Origin of the sequence: Kineothrix sp. IPX-CK, from assembly GCF_039134705.1 — a bacterium.
Taxonomy (GTDB): Bacteria; Bacillota; Clostridia; order Lachnospirales; family Lachnospiraceae; genus Kineothrix; species Kineothrix sedimenti.
In genome coordinates this window covers 4,582,339-4,600,041 of record NZ_CP146256.1, presented here as the reverse complement: position 1 = coordinate 4,600,041, position 17,703 = coordinate 4,582,339, and the positions used below count along the sequence as shown (strand labels likewise).

Sequence of the window (17,703 nt, the reverse complement as noted above, 5' to 3'; positions counted from 1 at the left end):
TACATAGCCGTACTCGCGGTATAAGTATAAAATGGCTAAACAACATTATGGTTTACTATGCACTCAATTTGCCTTTTTTTGTTCCCAATTACATAAGGATATTCGGTGAGAATCATGGATGAACATATGCATACAGAACGACCAGGTACTATTGGACTATGAGAGAATTCTGGCGTCGGGAGGAAGCTTTAGGGATACACACCCTTATTTTGAAGATTCTTTTTAATTGATCTGTTTCTATGAATAGTAGCCCTCCTAATGTTTCAATTGTCTCCTTCACAATTCGTAATCCAAAGCCGTGATAATCTTTATTGTCTTTTGTAGTTTTCGGTTCGCCGTTTTCCATTAACAGTTCACCGTTAAATGAATTGGAAACTTCAACAATCGCCCACTCCTTAGTTCCCCGGCTTATGACCTCAACAAACCGTTCCTGACCGGATACTTTATCACAGGCTTCTATTGAGTTATCTATTATATTTGAGAAAACATGAACAATATCCAGCTCGGTCATTGAAACACTTTCAGGGAGATGAACATGTGCTGAAAAGCGGATACCTTTTTCTTCACAGACGTTGGCCGCATCCTGCAAGATGGCATCCAACAATATATTATTGGAATAGGTTTTGTGAACAAGTACGTCCCGTTGCATCGTATCATGTATATCGTCCAATATTCGGGTGGCTTTTCCATATTCCTGATTGCGTAGCATGGTTTTGACGGAAGCCATCAATTTCTCGTAATCATGCCGGAACATTCGATAGCTTTCTGTAAATTTTCGGTATGACTGATAATGCCGCACCTGGCGGGAAAGCTGTTCTTGCAGCTTGCGGGTGTGCAACTCGTACTCAAGCAATTCGGATACTTTGGCCGTATGGCTAAAGACAAACACCAGCCACACTTTACTTATAATACAGGAACCCAAATATAAGGAAGAAAGCCAGGTTTGCCTGATATCATCATGATACCGCGCATCATTTATGAGCGTGAGAAATAACAACTGGAAAAATAGATAAATGACTACAAATCTAAGCTGAACACTGTTATTGAACAAATACTTTGCTTTATTATCCGGAAGTATTACCTTACGGATGAACAGGCTGACTAGTATGGAAAGAAATATAGCCAATACAAATATTGTATGATAATAAATGTCATTATGAAGAACCTCTTTTATGCTGATATGCAAAGCTATGGAATAAATAGACATGATAATTCCCCGGCTGCTGTATAAGGAAAACATGTAGATGCTGCCTGCATATAAGATTTGCACCCAGTTGCCTCTAAACAACAGATAGAACGCAAACATCATAGAACCCATCATGAGATAGACGCTGAATCGGTGTTCCAGAAACAAATAGGATAATATGGTAACGCCAATATTAATACCAACCGCGGATATATAAAAAATCCAGTGTCTTCTCTTATGCGGAAAGATTGTTTTAAAATATAGAAGGATAAATATATCGTATAAAATAAGTGAAGCGAGCGCTAATAACTGCATATGTTCTGTCCCCCTTATTCATTAGTAATCATGAATACTGGCACGGTTGATATATTCCCGAAACGCCTGCCTGACTTGCTTCATGTATGTAACGCCGATTGGAATTTCCACGCCTGTCTTTAAACCGAGACTGTTTTGTCCAAAATTTGCAATATAGGGCAGATTCACAATGTAAGAACGGTGGATACGGACAAAGCCCTTATGTATCAGCTGGCCTTCCAATTGTTCCATTGTTGAATAAAAGCTGACGGTTTCATTCCCATTGTAATGAACCGTCACGACCCGTTTCCAGATTTCAAAAAAGGATATTTCTTTGATCGGAATCACCTTTTGGACATTGCCTGATTCACAGACAAACATATCGTTTTCCTTTTTTTGAGCCAAAGTTACGGCACGGAGGAAGACTTCTTCAAATCTTACAGTGGAAGTTTTATCTTTCACCAGATAATTGACCGGAGAAATATCGTAAGCATCGAATACATAATCTTCACTCGTGGTCAGATAAATAATTTCCGACTTGCATCCCAGCTCCCTCAGTTTCTTACCGGTATCCATTCCGTTCAGCTTGCCCATGAGGATATCAAGATAGATGATATCCGCCTGATTCGGCGAATCGAACAGATGAAACAGTAACCCCTCGCCGCTATCAAAAGATGAAATTATAACATCTACATTGTTTTTCTTCGATATTTTTTTAAGCAGTCGGGCGTATTGATTAACGGTTTCCTGATTGTCATCACATAGATATATTGTCAACATAATGATTCACCTGCCTTTCCCATCAATCTCAATCAAGGAAATAAAAATATAACAGTAGTATAGCACAAGTTTAAACGGCTTCCTATAAGTTAGAAATAGGTTTGTACAAAAAAGATATTTTGTGATAGAATATTCATTAGATTTCATACCTGCATGAGTAGGAAACACTTATGTTGCCGAGTGCATAAATATAGGGCATGAAAATCACAGTAATATCACAATTATGCTCTATAATAATTATCAATACCATTCGGTGTAATGCTGTGATATCTCTTTTATATGTGATATTAGTATGTTTCGAAATAATGTATAATGTAAAAATGAGGAGGAACTCTCAAATGGCGAAGAACAAGGAGCCACAGACGGATGTTGAACAGAAGTTAAAGACAAAATACGACCGTAAAATGGAAGAAAGAAAGAAACAAGAAATAAAGGACAAGCGCAAGACCAGGATCATGCAGGTTGGTGCAATCGTTATCGGTGTCGGTATCATTGCGGCGATTGCAGGCTCTATTGTTATTTCTGCAGTGGATAAGCATAATGCGATCAACTCTCCTTATGTGACAATAGGAAGTTATGAAATCACAGAGCCGGAATACAATTATTATTACAGTGCCACGGTCAATAACTATGTTTCTACTTATTCTCCCATTCTTTCTTATATTGGTTTAGATACCTCGGTAGATTTCGATGAGCAGCAATATTCGGAGAATCTGACATGGAAGGATTTGTTCGACCAGATGACAGTGGAACAGATTAAGCAGACTAAGGCGTTGCTGGATGACGCTGCAGCTCATGAGTTTACTCATGATACTACTGAAGAATACGCTAACATATTGAGCTCCTTTAGCTCTAGTGCAGAATCCCAGAGTTTATCGCTCAGCGACTTCTATACTACCAGTTACGGACCTTATGCTACGGAAAAAAGATTAGAGCCTTATATCAAGGATAACATTTTAGCGGAAGCATATTATAATGAGCTCCTGAGCCAGAACGTACCTACGGATCAGGAAATAAAAGATTATTATGCAGAGCATACGCAGGAATATGATAAGGTAGATTACAAAAGCTTTATCGTTAAAGCTGATATCGCAGAGGATGCTACGGATGAGGATATCGAAAGGGCGATGTTAGAAGCGAAGAAAAAAGCAGATGCAATGATGGAAGCCCGTCAGGCAGGCGAAGACTTTAAGGCATTGGCTTTGGAAAATGCGGCTGAGGAGGATAAAGAAACCTATCAGGATACAGAGACCGACGCAACTCTTAACGAGGGCAGGGTTTATAGCGGCATAGTGAGCACCATATCCGGCTGGCTTTTTGATGAAGGAAGAGCGGAAGGCGATATTACTGTTTTGGAGGATACTACAGACCATCAATATTATGTTGTGGAGTTTATTAACAGGTATTATGATGATGCTACAGATTCAACCATCTCCGATACGATTTCCGCAGAGAGAGTAGCTCAGTATATTACCGGGCTTGAGGAAAGTTACACCGTAACGGATAACAAAGGCGAGCTGAAATATCTTACCGTAGATCTGAGCGCGGAAACGACGGAAGATGCAGCCACCGCCGAAGATACCACTACTGTCGAAGATGCCACGGAAGCGGATACGGCGGAATAAACAACGAGCCGTATGCTCCTCTAATTGCTACTATGATTAAAAATAAAATCCTGCGAGGACTTTGAGCTTTCCCGCAGGATTTTTTTTATTTACAGAAATGCAAATTTTGAAAAACGCATATACCCTCATAAAAGAACGGGCTCGGATTCCTCCAGCATTCTCTTGACCTTTTCGAGGTGAAGCCCTTCCAACTCTTTTCCGGCACGATTGAGCATTAGAAAATATTTTAATATGTCCTTTGTCTGTGCTTCTTCGGCAATGGCCATACGGATGGGATGGTTTTTGAATATCCGTTTATCCATCCAGCTTAAGTTATTATAAGATTTTCCCTTATATTCAAATTTATTTTCATAGTAATCGATGAGCGCGTTAAGACGCTGCTTACCGTCGATGATTTCGTAATCCGCATTCCGTTTAAGGCGTTCCTCCTTGGGAAGGTGATTTAAAGCAATCTTGCCCAAATCGATATTGTGGAAAATACTGTCGATGAGAAGTTCCTTGTCCTTTTGCTCCCAGACGTCCTCCCTCTGGTAATCCGACTTCGTATCGATGCCAAAATAATAATTTAGATGAAGGAGACTTTCTAAAGAAGAGTTCTGGAAAGTCAGCTTGGAGATCTGATTGTTGGCAAAGCTCGTATTCTCATGTGAAACGGGCCTTATATCCATCCATGGCGCAACCCTGTATATCTGGTATGTATATGGATGTCCGTAATTGTTACTGATCGCTTTGCCGGTAAGACCATATACCTTTCCGTTATATAACACTTCCTTGATGACGCAGTTTTTCAGGCTTGCGTATACTACCTCCTGTCCCACGGTAAAATAATAGGTGGGCTCATTTAAGTATTGCAGAGTCTTTTCTATCGATAAAATACCCTGCTGCCTTTCGTGTGCCAGCCTTTCCTTTAATGTTTGTTTTTTTGTTTTATTATTTTCAGACATTACATACCTCTTATAAAGTTTTTTATGATCCCTTTATTCCTTGTATTCGGATAACAGCTATTTTGTATTGTGTCTAAATCCGTCTATTATATACATATTCAGAGGCTTACTTTTTTATACGAAAATATAGAGAATGGTAAAAATGTTTCGGGTCAATAAGGATGTTTTCGGTTTCGTTAATTATTATTCCAGAAGACCCTGCTCAATAAGAAATGTCTTTGCAACCTCTTCGGGAGTTTTTCCGTTCACATCCACCTCATAGGTCAGATTGGTCATAATCTCATTGGTAAACCGACCGCCCAGCATATTGAGAACCTCCTCCAGATTGGGAGCGATATCCTGAAACCGCTCAAACAGATCGTTGCGCACTAGCAGGGCATCATTATATTCTGGAAAGAATTTTAAATCATCCTTTAACACCTTGAGCCCCACTTTTTTATTCATACCGTCAGTGGAATACACCTCCGTCACATCAATGTTTCCGTTTTCGATAGCAGAGTATTTTAACGCCATATCAATTGCTTTTCCCTCTTTAAAATCAAGGCCGTAAAATTTGGTAAAGGGACCGTATTTCATACTTCCTTCCTCACTGAAGAATTCATGCTCGGCGCCAAACACCAGCCCGGGTGCCAAATCAATTAAATCACTGATAGTTTCAAGTCCGTACTCATCGGCCATCGCCTGCGTCACCGCAACCGCATACGTATTTTCATGTCCCAGGGGATCAAGTAAGTGCACTTTATCCTTTTCGCTGGAAAGCTCATTAGCATATTCGTAAAGCGTCTTATCTTCCGGCACCTCCGATACATCCACCTTTAAATAAGTGGTGAGCAGAGTGCCGTCATAGCTGTTCATAAGATCGCTCCCGCCCCCCGCAACCAGATCTCGGTAGTTGTTGACAGGAGACATTTCATCACGGATTTCCACCCTAGCGTCTGTGTGCTCTTCCACCAGCAATTTTACCATCTGATGGATAATCTTCATCTCAGAAAACTGACCGTCGTAAATTACAATAGAGCTTTTAGCTTTTTGATCTCCGCCGCATCCCCCAAATATTCCAATCATAAAAAGTACGCCTATTAATAATGTTAATTTTTTTATCATCCGACTCCTCCTGTTCGTCAATAAAATTGTACAATCATTTTCAAAGTTCAGACAGAGTGCCTATTCAGCTTTTTTTCAATCAGAGCCATGCCGCCGTCAAACAGTATTGCCATCGCCATCAGTGTGCCGGTGCCAAAAAGAATCAGCAGCATGTTCTGAGTGCGGATACCCTGATTGATGACAGAACCCAGTCCGCCGCCTCCCACTGAAGTAGCAAATACCGCCACGCCTATCGAGGTAACCATGGCAATTCGGATACCGGTAAACACCATGGGAAACGCAAGGGGAAGCTCTATGGTGAACAGACGGTCCCATTTGGAAAGGCCCATGCCCCGAGCGGCTTCTTTAATTCCATGACCGATATTTTCTAGGCCCAAAAAGGTATTGTGTACGATGGGCAGCAGAGAATATAGAACAAGACCAATGACAACGGTAGCTTTCCCAGCACCGAACAGCACCATGATCATACCCAGCATAGCCAGCGCCGGCACTGTCTGCAACAACTCGCTTGCCCATAGCACCGTCTTGCGGGCGGGGGGATAAAGGTAAGCAAAAATCCCCAAGGGCAAACCTGCTGCTGTGGAAAATAAAACTGACAGAAACACCAGATACAGGTGTTCCAATACTATCTTAACCGTCATTTTAAGTTCACTTCCTTTCCCTGACGGGTAATGCGGAATTTCACGAAATCAATAACAAAACTAAGAGAAATTGCCATTATGCCAGCCGGAATTGCTCCCGCTAAAATCAGGGAATTGTTGTTGGTGGCAATACCGATATAGATAAACTCGCCCAGTCCTCCAAGACCGATCATTGAGGCCAGCACCGCCCAGCTTACGGTATAAACCGTAGACATCCGCAGACCGCCGATAATGGACGGCATAGCCAACGGCAGTTCAACCTCAAACAGGCTTTGAATTCTTGACATTCCACACCCTCGGGCCGCCTCCAGCAAACTGGAATCCACCGAAAGCAGACCTGCATATGTATTTTTCAAAATAGGAAATACCGCATAAATTGCCAGTGCAATAATAGCTGTAGCCGGCACCATTCCCATATATAAAAATAAAATTCCAATAAATACCACACCGGGGATGGTCTGGAACACGGAAATTATAGGCAGCGCATACTTAGCGATGCCGGGTACACGGGAAAGCAGGATACCCAGTGTAAGAGCAACCACGAATCCGATTGCAACCGAGGCAAAAACATATAAAAGGTGAACTCCCACAGCAATCAGGAGTTTGTTCCCATACAATTCCCATAAGCTCATTGTCCATCACCCCACAGTGCATCGGCCATGGCCTTCGCCATGCTGGTTTTGGTCACAATACCCGCTATGGTATCGTCCTCATAAAGAACTACCACATAGCTGCTGTCTGTGTTGAGCAGCTTATCAAAGCTTTCCATAGCGCTCTCAGATACATAAGATACGGCGCTTTCTGAAACCGGAACCTCTCCAATGGTCCCTACGCTTTTGTCGGCTTTTTTAATGCTACCTACAGTCACGACTCCCGCATAGGTATCATCGTCATTTTTAATCAGCAGCGAATCGATCTGCCGCCGTGCCATGATTTCGGTACATTCGTGAATACCACGTCTTTTATATACGCTTACGGGATCGGGCCGCATGAAGTCGGCAGCTGTCAACACCGATGCCGGACTGCCCTCGACACGTTTTCCCATAAAGGTACGGATCAGGTCGTTGGCCGGGTTTTCCAACATCTCCTCCGGTGTTGCCATCTGCACAATTCTCCCATTTTCCATAAAAATAATCTTATCGGCCAGCTTGAGTGCTTCGTCCATATCGTGGGTAACAAAAACAAATGTTTTATTCAGTTTTTTATGCAGACGGCTAATCTCATCCTGCAGAGAATTCCGGGTCATGGGGTCCAGTGCACCGAAGGGCTCATCCATCAATACAAGGGGAGGCGAAGCAGCCAGCGCCCGCAGCACCCCGATCCGCTGCTGTTGTCCGCCGGAAAGCTCGGACGGATATTTATGTCCGTACTCCTCATATGACATTCCCACCATGTCCATCAGGCTCCGGGTAATGTGTAGAATCTTTTCCTTCGGATATTTCAGGCGTTTTGGCACTACGCCGATGTTCTGAGCCACCGTCATGTTGGGAAAAAGCCCGATCTGCTGAATCACATAGCCAGTCTGCCTGCGCAACTGTACTGGGTCGGTCTGGGAAATATCCTTTCCGTTCACATAAATATGTCCAGCATCCGGCTCAATCAGGCGGTTGATAGATTTGAGAGTCGTGGTTTTTCCACAGCCTGAAGGGCCGATTAAAACGGCAAATTCCCCTTCTTTGATTTCGAAACTCAGATTATCAAGAATAACCGAGCGCCCGTACTTTTTGGTTACTTGTTCAAACCGAATCATAAATCTCCTTTCTAGAAGAAACGACAGGACAACCTTTGATCCTTTATGGATTTTTTCTTTTCAGGTAACAAAAAAAGCCGTTATCCGATGTTTTGCCATCAGAGATCCTGACAGCATCAATCTGGATAAAGACCTTTCCATACTGATAAAATAATGAGTATATTTCTTTGCATCTGCGAAAAATTACCTGTTAACACAATGCAAGGGTACAGAACTTTTTTAAATTCACCTCTTAAAATCCTGAAAAGGATTCATCCAAATTAAACTAAATTGCTATCCAGTTATCGCTCACTATTTACCTTAAAGCTATCCTGATAAAGCTCTTCTATACAAAAGCATACAGTAGAATCCGGGACATGTCAAATTCGACAAATTTTTTAGTATTTTAACGTTATTATTATGAAAATTTTAAAAATATTCTGAATATCAGAGGCTTCCTGTGGAAGAAGAGGTTTAGAAAAAGAAGACTTTGAAATCGGAAAATGATGTGACCCCAATAAGTTAGACTTTATTAGCGAGACAGCTTCGGCTGCCTCGCTAATTTTATGCAGCCAAGAGATTGAGCCTGTATTGTACAGGGCTCATCCATCCTAGTTTTTCTTTGATTCTTTGTTCGTTATAATACTTTATGTAACCTTCGATTTCATTTTTTAATTCTTCATAACTATAATATACCACACCATAGTATATCTCTTGTTTTAATAAACCAAAGAAGTTCTCCATGACTGAATTATCATGGCAGTTGCCTTTTCTTGACATACTCTGGAAGATTCGTTCTTCTTTTAGACGATGTGAATAAGCTTTCATTTGATAAGCCCAACCTTGATCTGAGTGAAAAGTTCTTCGGTAAGGACAATCGGATGTTATTTCAATAGCCTTATCAAGAGCATTCATTACATTAATTGCAGAGGGATGCTTATCTATGCCATAACTTATGATTTCACTATTGCACATATCCATAAACGGGTCCAAGTATAGCTTGTGCATTGTCATATGTCCTTTGGAATCTACCTCATAGTATTTAAACTCTGTAGTATCAGTTGTAATCTTCTGATGTGGGATATGAGTATTGAAACGTCTGCAAATTCTGTTACGTGCAACTGTTCCAACTTTCCCCTTATATGAACTATACTTACGACTTTTCCTGGTAAAAGACATAACTTGGAGACTAAGCTTTTGCATAATTCGTTGGACTTTCTTCTTGTTTACTGTATATCCCTGATTCCTGAGTTCTCCATACATACGACGATATCCATAATCCTTATTATTCTCATGAATATCTAATATCCTATCCTCCAGCTCTTTATCAGGATTTTCTCTATTAAATCTTTTCTGCCAATACATATATGTCGCTTTTGGAAAACCTACAACTGCGAGAATATCTTTTAGTTTGAACTCTCCTCGGAGGCTGTGGATGATTCTCGCTGTTTTTTCAGAAGAGCTTCCTCCTCTAAACGCAGCTTCCTCAGTTCTTTTAAATAGGCATTCTCTATACGTAGCTTTAAAAGTTCATCTTCAAGATGTTTCACATGTTCAGCGCTAGTGTCTATTGGATTTGCTTCAATAGGCTGAGATTTATGTTTATTGTTTAGCTTATCAAACACGTTCTTCCGACCTCTTTTCCTAGGCCTCAAAGCATCAGGACCAGCAATCTGAAAATCATTCACCCATTTACAAATCTGTGCAGGATTATGAATTCCTTCTTGAATAGCTAATTCTTGATATGAAACCTCACTTGTTAGATATAATTCTACAACAAAAATCTTATATTCAAAAGAGTATTTTTCTTGTTTTCTTGTACGCATCAAACCTTCGTCACCTTGTGATTTGTAATTATCGACCCACTTTTTTACATTACTCGAGGCGGAAACACCGTATTTCTTTGCTAAATAATCTTTTCCTCCTTCTCCATTTAGATAAGCCATCACAACCTTTTTCTTAAATTCAAAAGTATATTTGGACATAAAATACTGACCTCCAATCGTTAGATTTTTAGGTCTAACTTTTGGGGGTCAGCACAAAAAATAAGGTCTTTCATTTTTAAATAAATAAAAAATAAAGAGAGAGCAATGATATGCTCCCTTACTTATATTATTAAATAACACCTTGAACGGCGTCATATCCCATTTCCTTTGTCCGAATTTTGAGGGCGTTACGTATCTCGTAAGTAAAAATCTTACCGTCGCCCACTTCTCCGGTATAAGCAGCTTTCTGAATCGCATCAATTACCTTCGTCTCCCATTCCTCGGAGGAGACAACAATTTCGAATTTAACCTTAGGCTGCATAAGAATGTCAATCTCCGTACCGCGGACGACTTCGGTATAGCCCCTCTGAACCCCGCAGCCAATAACCTGAGAGACAGTAATTCCGTTTACCTCAATAGCATTTAATGCGTCTTTTACGTCTTCCATTTTTTCTTCACGTACGATAGCTTCTACTTTTATAATCATAATCACAGTCCCTCCTTTTTAATCCCAGCCGTTGAAGGATGGATAAGCATTTTCACCATGTTGACAAATATCAAGACCAAGTTTTTCGTCTTTGTCTTCTACACGGAGAGGTGTAAATAATTTGACAATACCTGCACAGATAAGAGTACCCACAACTGCAAGGGCGATGGAAACTGCAATGCCGGCCAGTTGTGCCAAAAACAGCCTTGTTTCACCGAATACCAGACCATCCCACTGAGCCACGCCGTTGATAGAGCTTTGAGCGAACAATCCGGTAGCAATACCTCCCCAAATACCTCCGATTCCATGACAGCCGAAAGCGTCAAGAGAATCGTCAATTTTCAGTTTGCCCTTAATAAATATAATTCCGAAGTAGCAGATAGGGCTTACGAGAGCGCCGATGATAAAGGAGGACCAAATTGGTACAAAGCCTGCGCCGGGTGTAATTGCTACGAGCCCGATTACCATGCCGGTAGAAGCGCCCACCAAGGTAGGTTTTCCTTCTTTTATAATATCAATGAGCATCCAGGAAAGCAATGCCGAAGCGGCAGAAATGGCAGTCGTCATAAATGCGTGTGCCGCCAAACCATCGGCCTTTAAAGCACTCCCTGCATTGAAACCGAACCATCCGAACCAAAGCAAGGATGCTCCCAAAGCAACGAAAGGAATGTTATGGATACGGTAAGAAATATTTATGAAGCCTCTTCTGCCTCCTATAAGGTAAGCTAACAGAAGAGCGCTTATACCAGAACTGATATGTACAACATTACCTCCTGCAAAATCCACGGAACCGATAGAAGCTAAGAAACCGTCCTGCCCCCATACCATATGAGCCAATGGATAATATACCACTATGGACCAGAGCGCGATGAAAAGAAACAGAGCCTTAAAGCGCATACGTCCAACGACGGCTCCCGTGATCAGGGCGGGGGTAATCATTGCGAACATCATCTGGAATGCCGTAAATACATAGTGCGGAATCGAATCGGCATAAGGGCCGGGTTCCATTCCAACTCCATTTAAGGCAAAATAATGAAAATCGCCGATTATTCCTAGATGATTACCGCTAAAAGCTAGTGAATAACCGAATAAACACCACATAACAACTGAGAGACCCATTACAGAAACACAAGCCATCATGGTGTTAACTACATTTTTACGACGCACGAGTCCTCCATAGAAGAAAGCGAGACCGGGTGTCATAAGAAATACAAATGCTGTACAAATCAACATAAAACTAGTGTCGCCAGAATTCATTTTCAAATTCTCCTCTTTATTTAGTTAGTCAGACTTTTTACGCGTAAATAAAAAAGAAGTCCATGAGTTATAAACCCACTGGACTTCTTTGTCTAGACGTGATTATAGCACACGTGTTTTCTCATAGCAAGACAAATTTAAAAAATATTAAAAACCCCCATCTGATTATTACGAGTGTATCAGATGAAGGTTTTTAGGAAAACAAATTATTTTTATTACAAAAAATGTTAACAAATATTAATCGGTTGCATCCTGAAGCGCTTCATAGCCTTGCTCTCCAGTTCGTACTTTTATAACATTTTCAACATTATATACAAAAATCTTGCCATCACCGAAATTGCCGGTATAAAGAGCTTTTCTTGCAATATTGATAACATCCGCAACAGGAACTTTACTTACAATGACCTCAACCTTAACCTTGGGAAGTAATATCATATCAACCTCAACACCACGGTATTTTGTTCTTCCCTTCTGAGCGCCACAGCCAAGCACCTGAGTGACAGTGATACCTGTAACACCTATCCCATTAAGTGCTTCTTTAAGCTCCTCAAACTTGTTTTGCTTACAAATAATAGATACCTTGGAAAGTTTGATATCACTTGCGATAGGAGTAGCCTCCGTCATTACCTGTACAGGCACCGAATGATCTACAGGAGCCTTATTTACAGGAGTTTCCGAACTGTCAAAGTCTGCAACGGATACTGACGGCATGAAGTCTGCATATGCCGATACAAGACCGTGTTCCGTGCTGTCAAGGCCCTGAATTTCTTCTTCGGGTGTAACTCGAAGACCATGGGTTTTCTTTATCATAAAAAATACAACTACCATTAAGACTGTCGTCCAGAGGACGATAGCTCCGATACCAAGAAGCTGAATACCAAGCTGCTTGAAGCCGCCGCCATAGAATAAACCCTTGGATAAGCCGGATTCATTTTCATAAATATTGAATAAACCAACAGCTATAGTACCCCAAATACCATTAACCATATGCACGCCAACCGCACCTACCGGATCATCAACGTGGAACTTAAGATCAATCATTTCTACTGCTACTACAATTAAAATACCTGCTACAAGACCAATGATTGCCGCTCCGAATGCATCTACATTGGCACAGCCTGCAGTAATGGCAACAAGACCGGCTAAGGAACCGTTAAGAGTCATTGAAACATCCGGCTTGCCGTTCTTAATCCATGTAAAGGCCATGGTAGCGCAAGTTGCTACTGCTGCAGCAATAGTAGTTGTTCCGAATATCTGTGCAAGCTGGAAGTTATTGGATGCTGCCGCTCCGTTGAATCCATACCAGCCAAACCAAAGGATAAATACACCCAGCGCACCAAGAGTCAGAGAATGTCCGGGGATCGCATGAACCTTTACCTTTCCGTCCTTGCCCTTTGAATATTTACCTAATCTTGCACCAAGAAAGGCTGCACCGATAAGTGCGGAGAGACCGCCTACCGTATGTATAGCCGCTGAACCTGCGAAATCAACAAAGTTCAATTGATACAGCCAGCCGTTGGCATTCCATACCCAGCCTGCTTCAATAGGATATACTACGGCACTGATAACAGCACTGTAAATTAAGTAGGAACTGAATTTTGTTCTTTCTGCCATAGCACCGGAAACGATAGTTGCTGCCGTAGCACAAAAAACTAAATTAAATACAAAATTTCCCCACTCGAAATTACCAAAATCCGAAAAAATATTGGATGAAAGCTTTCCGATAAAGCCATTGGACTCCCCGCACATAAGTGAGTATCCGATAAGTACGAATACCACAGTACCTACGCAGAAGTCCATGAGGTTTTTCATAATGATATTACCTGCGTTTTTTGCCCTCGTAAAACCTGATTCAACCATTGCGAAACCACATTGCATAAAAAATACAAGTGCGGCACCAATAAGGAACCAGACTCCTGTAGAACCAAACATTATACCCGATTCATAAAACAACTCTGTAAAATTTTCCATATAAGCCTCCTTCTGCCCTGAGTTGACATTTCCCCTCAGAAATTTTTTTACAATAAAAAAGGCGCTTTAGAAAAATCTAAAGCACCTTTGCTATTGGTAGCATTATATTCTTACTAATAATATTTGTCAACCTCCTTTCTTATTTTTTATTAAAAAAAATTTTCGAAAAAATTTATAAAATAGTGATGTTAATTATGTTTTGATTCGTATCCTAATATCCTATCTATTTAATTTTGTTTGCAAATTTCTGCTTAAATCTCTCATTCCCGATATTTCACCCGACATGATTTGTATGTTTTCATTCTGTTCTTCCATGGAGGCCAGAATTTCTTCCGTTGCTGCCGCATGTTCGGAAGACAGGGAGGAGATATTTTCAAGTTTTACCAATATATGAAAAAAGGCTTCGTTGACATCTGATATTTTTTTATCCTGCTTTCTGATCTGAAGGCCTATCTGTTCAGAATTGCCCTCAAGCCTGCCAAATTGCTCTTCGACCTCTTCGATTACCTTTGTTCCGTTTGCTACAGCTTCTCTTCCTTCTAGTACTTTTTCATAGGTTTTGGATGCCACATCCTGCAGGTTATCGATTACCGACAACACATCCCGTACTGTTGTGGAACTCATTTCCGCCAGATTTCTGACTTCATCGGCCACTACGGAGAAACCCTTGCCTGCTTCACCTGCTCTTGCCGCCTCAATGGCGGCATTTAATGCTAAAAGGTTAGTCTGTCTTGCGATTCCAGTGATATTATCCATAAACCGGTTAATCTGCTCCATACTTTCTTTCAGCTCTACTACTGTGTTCATAGCCGAACCTACTGCGGTGTCAATCGTGTGCATTTCCTCAAGCATAACCTGAACATTTCTGACATTTGCCATGACAATATCTTTCATTTCATCTGAGAAACCCATGGTTTGGGAAGATATTTTCTGAGTTTCCTGTATGGTAGAGGTGGCATCTGAGGTTTTCTTCGCTATCTCACCGGTACTTTCCGCTTGTTTTGTGACACCTTCGGCTATCTTATCCACAACCTGTGTAGTCTGACTACTTGCCATTTCAATGGACTGCATATACTGATGCACCTTCGTAATGGACTCGTCAAGCTGAAAAGTATTTTCATCGATGGTCGAAAAAATAATGGTCAGCTTTTCCGCCGTCTGAATAGCTTCTGCCTCTTTCTTCTGTGCTGATACTACATAGGAATGTCCCCATTTTGTAAGAAAAAATAAAATTACCACAATCAGTATCCCATTACCCATCCGGGTAATCAATTCACTCATTGTGGCATTTTTCCCTAAAAGTCCTTCGGGATTCAGTATGAAGAAAATCAACAGCATGGCATTATAGCATCCGGTATAAATAAGGAGGACTGACTGTTTGAAATAAAGGGCAGCCATTGCCAATGTTCCAATATATATCATAAAAATACGGGTTGTACTTTCACCCTTTACTATGTATCCGAGTATACTGGCTGTTACCGCAACCGAAAAAGGAATCAAAACTCCGCAGACAATATCCAGCTTTGGAAATTTTTTATTTACAAGCAGCAGAAATGTAGAAAACAAAGTTGCCGAATAGGTTGTTAACATCACCTTTATTCCATAATCCCACCCTGCAACTATCAACCCCTGAACTACCAATATTGTTGACAACACCCAAATCAGAATGACATTAAATCTGTTAACTCTTCTCGTGTCAAACTCAGCTTTCATAGATTCTCCTCCTTATTATGTCAAATTACCCAAAGTTATCCTTACCATACCTGCGACAGGGTAGGTATTTAAGCAGCTTTATCGTAGGTTATAAAAAAAGCTTTGTCAATAGATTGTCGATTTCCTGACATAGATTTTACTATTCGGCCGGCGGCTTCATAGCAGTAATTTATGCATAGAAATACTGCTGCGCAGTATTTTGCGCTTGTACAACCCGGTTTTTCTGTTTTTACATAAATCTTACGAGCTGCTTACCTCTGACAGATAGAAGATAAAATAGAAAATATGATAAGCTTTATCGCGGAAACAGAAAATTTTTATCAACAAGATGAGGAGGAGTCTATGAAAAGAAGATTACACCAACTAACTGCTCTGCTTGGAGTATTGATGCTCAGCACATCCGTACTCGCAGGTTGCGGAAATACCGAAGCGGAGAAAGTCGTGGAAAGCAGCGAGGTGCCGGTGTCAGAAGAAAGCGTGGAGGTTGTGGCAGCGCCTGACCAGATCGAAACAGAAGCCGAGACTGCGGAAGCCATATCACCTAAGTACATATTTCTGTTTATTGGTGACGGAATGAGTTATCCCCAGATTCAATTGACAAATTATTACCTGAGTGCCGTTGCTGATACGAATGGAAATGATATTCTGGAGTCAAAAAACAATCTGAATATGATGAACTTTCCGGTGGCGGGTTCTGCTCAGACCTATGACAGCACTTCTTTCTGCCCCGATTCTGCATCTACGGCAACGTCTATTTCTACCGGTTACAAGACTTACAGCGGAACCATTAATATGGATGAGACCGGAACCATTTCATATGAAACTATTGCAGAAAAGCTTAAGAAACAGAAGGATTATGAGATTGGTATCATATCTTCTGTAAATATTAACCATGCCACTCCGGCCGCATTTTACTGTCATCAGCCTTCCAGAAATGCTTACTATGAAATAGGTCTGGAAATGATAGCCAGTGACTTTGATTATTTTGCCGGCGGGGCACTGTTGAAACCTACGGGTAATGACAAGGATAAGGAAGATCTGTACATGCTGGCTGAGCAGGCGGGCTATACGGTAGTGAAGACCCAGGCCGAAGCCGAGGCAGTTTCCGCTGATGTGGATAAGGCTATCATAATAGATGAGCATTTGGCGGATGCAGATGCTATGGATTATGATATGGACAGAGAAGAGGGAGACTGGTCTCTGGCAGATTATGTGGAAAAGGGAATCAGTGTGATGGAGGATTCCGAAAAAGGTTTCTTTATGATGTGTGAGGGCGGTAAGATTGACTGGGCCTGCCATGCCAACGATGCGGCAGCCACTCTGACGGATACATTAGCTCTGGACGAAGCTGTGGCTGTGGCCGTGAAGTTTTATGAGAAGCATCCGGAGGAAACATTGATTCTGGTAACCGGAGACCATGAGACCGGCGGCCTCACCATAGGTTATGCGGGAACGGATTATGATACCTTCCTTACAAATATTTCCAACCAGCATATTTCTTACGCCAAGTTTGACAGTGACTATGTGAAGGGTTATAAGGAAAACAAGTCAGACTTTGATACGGTGATGAAGGACATTACGGAGTTATTCGGGCTGGAGACACCTATTACAGAAGGCGGTGATAAGACTTCTCAAAAGGATAGTGCGGATAAACACCCTGAATCTGAGGATACCGGCGCTCTGGTGCTGACAGATTACGAATATGAGAAGCTTAAGAAGGCTTATGAAACTACTATGAGCCGTACCGGCGAGGAGAAAGAATTTTCACAGGAAGAATATGTGCTGTACGGGTCTTACGAGCCTCTTACTGTAACGATCACTCATTTGCTGAATAACAAATCCGGCATCAGCTTTTCTTCCTATGCCCATACCGGACTTCCTGTAGAAGTATTTGCTATGGGACCTGGGCAGGAGGATTTCGGAGGATACTATGACAATACTCAGATTTACACTAAACTCGCAGCACTTACCGGAGTAAACTGATAAG

14 protein-coding genes are annotated in these 17,703 nt (G+C 41.4%); 2 read left to right on the top strand and 12 right to left on the bottom strand.

What is annotated here, in order from left to right; translation table 11 throughout:
* Positions 1-148: 148 nt before the first annotated feature.
* Positions 149-1,501, bottom strand: a complete 1,353-nt coding sequence (locus V6984_RS21725) for an ATP-binding protein (RefSeq protein WP_342757683.1) — start codon at positions 1,499-1,501, stop codon at positions 149-151.
* A 21-nt stretch (positions 1,502-1,522) separates the two neighbouring features.
* On the bottom strand, positions 1,523-2,260 hold the full coding sequence (locus V6984_RS21720) for a LytTR family DNA-binding domain-containing protein (protein WP_342757682.1): 738 nt from the start codon (positions 2,258-2,260) through the stop codon (positions 1,523-1,525).
* A 338-nt stretch (positions 2,261-2,598) separates the two neighbouring features.
* Here V6984_RS21720 and V6984_RS21715 point away from each other — a divergent pair, with 338 nt between their 5' ends.
* Positions 2,599-3,885, top strand: a complete 1,287-nt coding sequence (locus V6984_RS21715; protein ID WP_342757681.1) for a peptidylprolyl isomerase — start codon at positions 2,599-2,601, stop codon at positions 3,883-3,885.
* A gap of 125 nt (positions 3,886-4,010) precedes the next feature.
* Here V6984_RS21715 and V6984_RS21710 read toward each other — a convergent pair whose 3' ends face one another.
* From V6984_RS21710 to V6984_RS21665, 10 genes are all read right to left on the bottom strand, one after another.
* A complete protein-coding gene (locus V6984_RS21710) occupies positions 4,011-4,829 on the bottom strand; it encodes a DUF262 domain-containing protein (protein ID WP_342757680.1) in 819 nt (272 codons plus the stop codon).
* A 183-nt stretch (positions 4,830-5,012) separates the two neighbouring features.
* Positions 5,013-5,933, bottom strand: coding sequence for a glycine betaine ABC transporter substrate-binding protein (locus V6984_RS21705; protein WP_342757679.1), 921 nt, complete (start codon positions 5,931-5,933; stop codon positions 5,013-5,015).
* A 47-nt stretch (positions 5,934-5,980) separates the two neighbouring features.
* Entirely contained in the window at positions 5,981-6,574 is a 594-nt protein-coding gene (locus V6984_RS21700) for an ABC transporter permease (RefSeq protein WP_342757678.1), read from the bottom strand.
* Complete coding sequence (locus tag V6984_RS21695) at positions 6,571-7,206, bottom strand: ABC transporter permease (RefSeq protein ID WP_342757677.1); 636 nt, start codon at positions 7,204-7,206, stop codon at positions 6,571-6,573. Before V6984_RS21695 ends, V6984_RS21700 begins: the two co-directional genes overlap by 4 nt.
* Positions 7,203-8,324 (bottom strand): ABC transporter ATP-binding protein, encoded by a 1,122-nt coding sequence (locus tag V6984_RS21690; protein WP_342757676.1) that lies wholly within the window; start codon positions 8,322-8,324, stop codon positions 7,203-7,205. Before V6984_RS21690 ends, V6984_RS21695 begins: the two co-directional genes overlap by 4 nt.
* Positions 8,325-8,867: 543 nt before the next feature.
* Positions 8,868-10,288 (bottom strand): IS3 family transposase gene (locus V6984_RS21685; protein ID WP_342757675.1). Its coding sequence is split into 2 segments (ribosomal slippage): positions 8,868-9,802 and positions 9,802-10,288, totalling 1,422 coding nucleotides; the frame shifts between segments, so codons are not numbered across the junction.
* Between the two features lie 130 nt (positions 10,289-10,418).
* Positions 10,419-10,775: a P-II family nitrogen regulator gene (locus tag V6984_RS21680; RefSeq protein WP_342757674.1), complete on the bottom strand. Its 357-nt coding sequence runs from the start codon at positions 10,773-10,775 to the stop codon at positions 10,419-10,421.
* A gap of 18 nt (positions 10,776-10,793) precedes the next feature.
* Positions 10,794-12,032, bottom strand: coding sequence for an ammonium transporter (locus V6984_RS21675; RefSeq protein WP_342757673.1), 1,239 nt, complete (start codon positions 12,030-12,032; stop codon positions 10,794-10,796).
* A 237-nt stretch (positions 12,033-12,269) separates the two neighbouring features.
* Entirely contained in the window at positions 12,270-14,003 is a 1,734-nt protein-coding gene (locus V6984_RS21670; RefSeq protein WP_342757672.1) for an ammonium transporter, read from the bottom strand.
* Between the two features lie 219 nt (positions 14,004-14,222).
* Positions 14,223-15,716, bottom strand: a complete 1,494-nt coding sequence (locus V6984_RS21665) for a methyl-accepting chemotaxis protein (RefSeq protein ID WP_342757671.1) — start codon at positions 15,714-15,716, stop codon at positions 14,223-14,225.
* A gap of 342 nt (positions 15,717-16,058) precedes the next feature.
* On the opposite strand from V6984_RS21665, the gene V6984_RS21660 reads away from it, so the two are divergent.
* Positions 16,059-17,699 carry an alkaline phosphatase gene (locus V6984_RS21660; protein WP_342757670.1) on the top strand — a complete coding sequence of 547 codons (1,641 nt, stop codon included), beginning with the start codon at positions 16,059-16,061 and terminating at the stop codon, positions 17,697-17,699.
* Positions 17,700-17,703: the final 4 nt, after the last annotated feature.

Coding starts and splice junctions, on each gene's coding strand:
- V6984_RS21680 (WP_342757674.1), bottom strand. CDS start 10,775: ATGATTATAAAAGTAGAAGCTATCGTACGTGAAGAAAAAATGGAAGAC.
- V6984_RS21675 (WP_342757673.1), bottom strand. CDS start 12,032: ATGAATTCTGGCGACACTAGTTTTATGTTGATTTGTACAGCATTTGTA.
- V6984_RS21670 (WP_342757672.1), bottom strand. CDS start 14,003: ATGGAAAATTTTACAGAGTTGTTTTATGAATCGGGTATAATGTTTGGT.
- V6984_RS21700 (WP_342757678.1), bottom strand. CDS start 6,574: ATGACGGTTAAGATAGTATTGGAACACCTGTATCTGGTGTTTCTGTCA.
- V6984_RS21660 (WP_342757670.1), top strand. CDS start 16,059: ATGAAAAGAAGATTACACCAACTAACTGCTCTGCTTGGAGTATTGATG.
- V6984_RS21710 (WP_342757680.1), bottom strand. CDS start 4,829: ATGTCTGAAAATAATAAAACAAAAAAACAAACATTAAAGGAAAGGCTG.
- V6984_RS21665 (WP_342757671.1), bottom strand. CDS start 15,716: ATGAAAGCTGAGTTTGACACGAGAAGAGTTAACAGATTTAATGTCATT.
- V6984_RS21690 (WP_342757676.1), bottom strand. CDS start 8,324: ATGATTCGGTTTGAACAAGTAACCAAAAAGTACGGGCGCTCGGTTATT.
- V6984_RS21720 (WP_342757682.1), bottom strand. CDS start 2,260: ATGTTGACAATATATCTATGTGATGACAATCAGGAAACCGTTAATCAA.
- V6984_RS21705 (WP_342757679.1), bottom strand. CDS start 5,933: ATGATAAAAAAATTAACATTATTAATAGGCGTACTTTTTATGATTGGA.
- V6984_RS21695 (WP_342757677.1), bottom strand. CDS start 7,206: ATGAGCTTATGGGAATTGTATGGGAACAAACTCCTGATTGCTGTGGGA.
- V6984_RS21725 (WP_342757683.1), bottom strand. CDS start 1,501: ATGCAGTTATTAGCGCTCGCTTCACTTATTTTATACGATATATTTATC.
- V6984_RS21715 (WP_342757681.1), top strand. CDS start 2,599: ATGGCGAAGAACAAGGAGCCACAGACGGATGTTGAACAGAAGTTAAAG.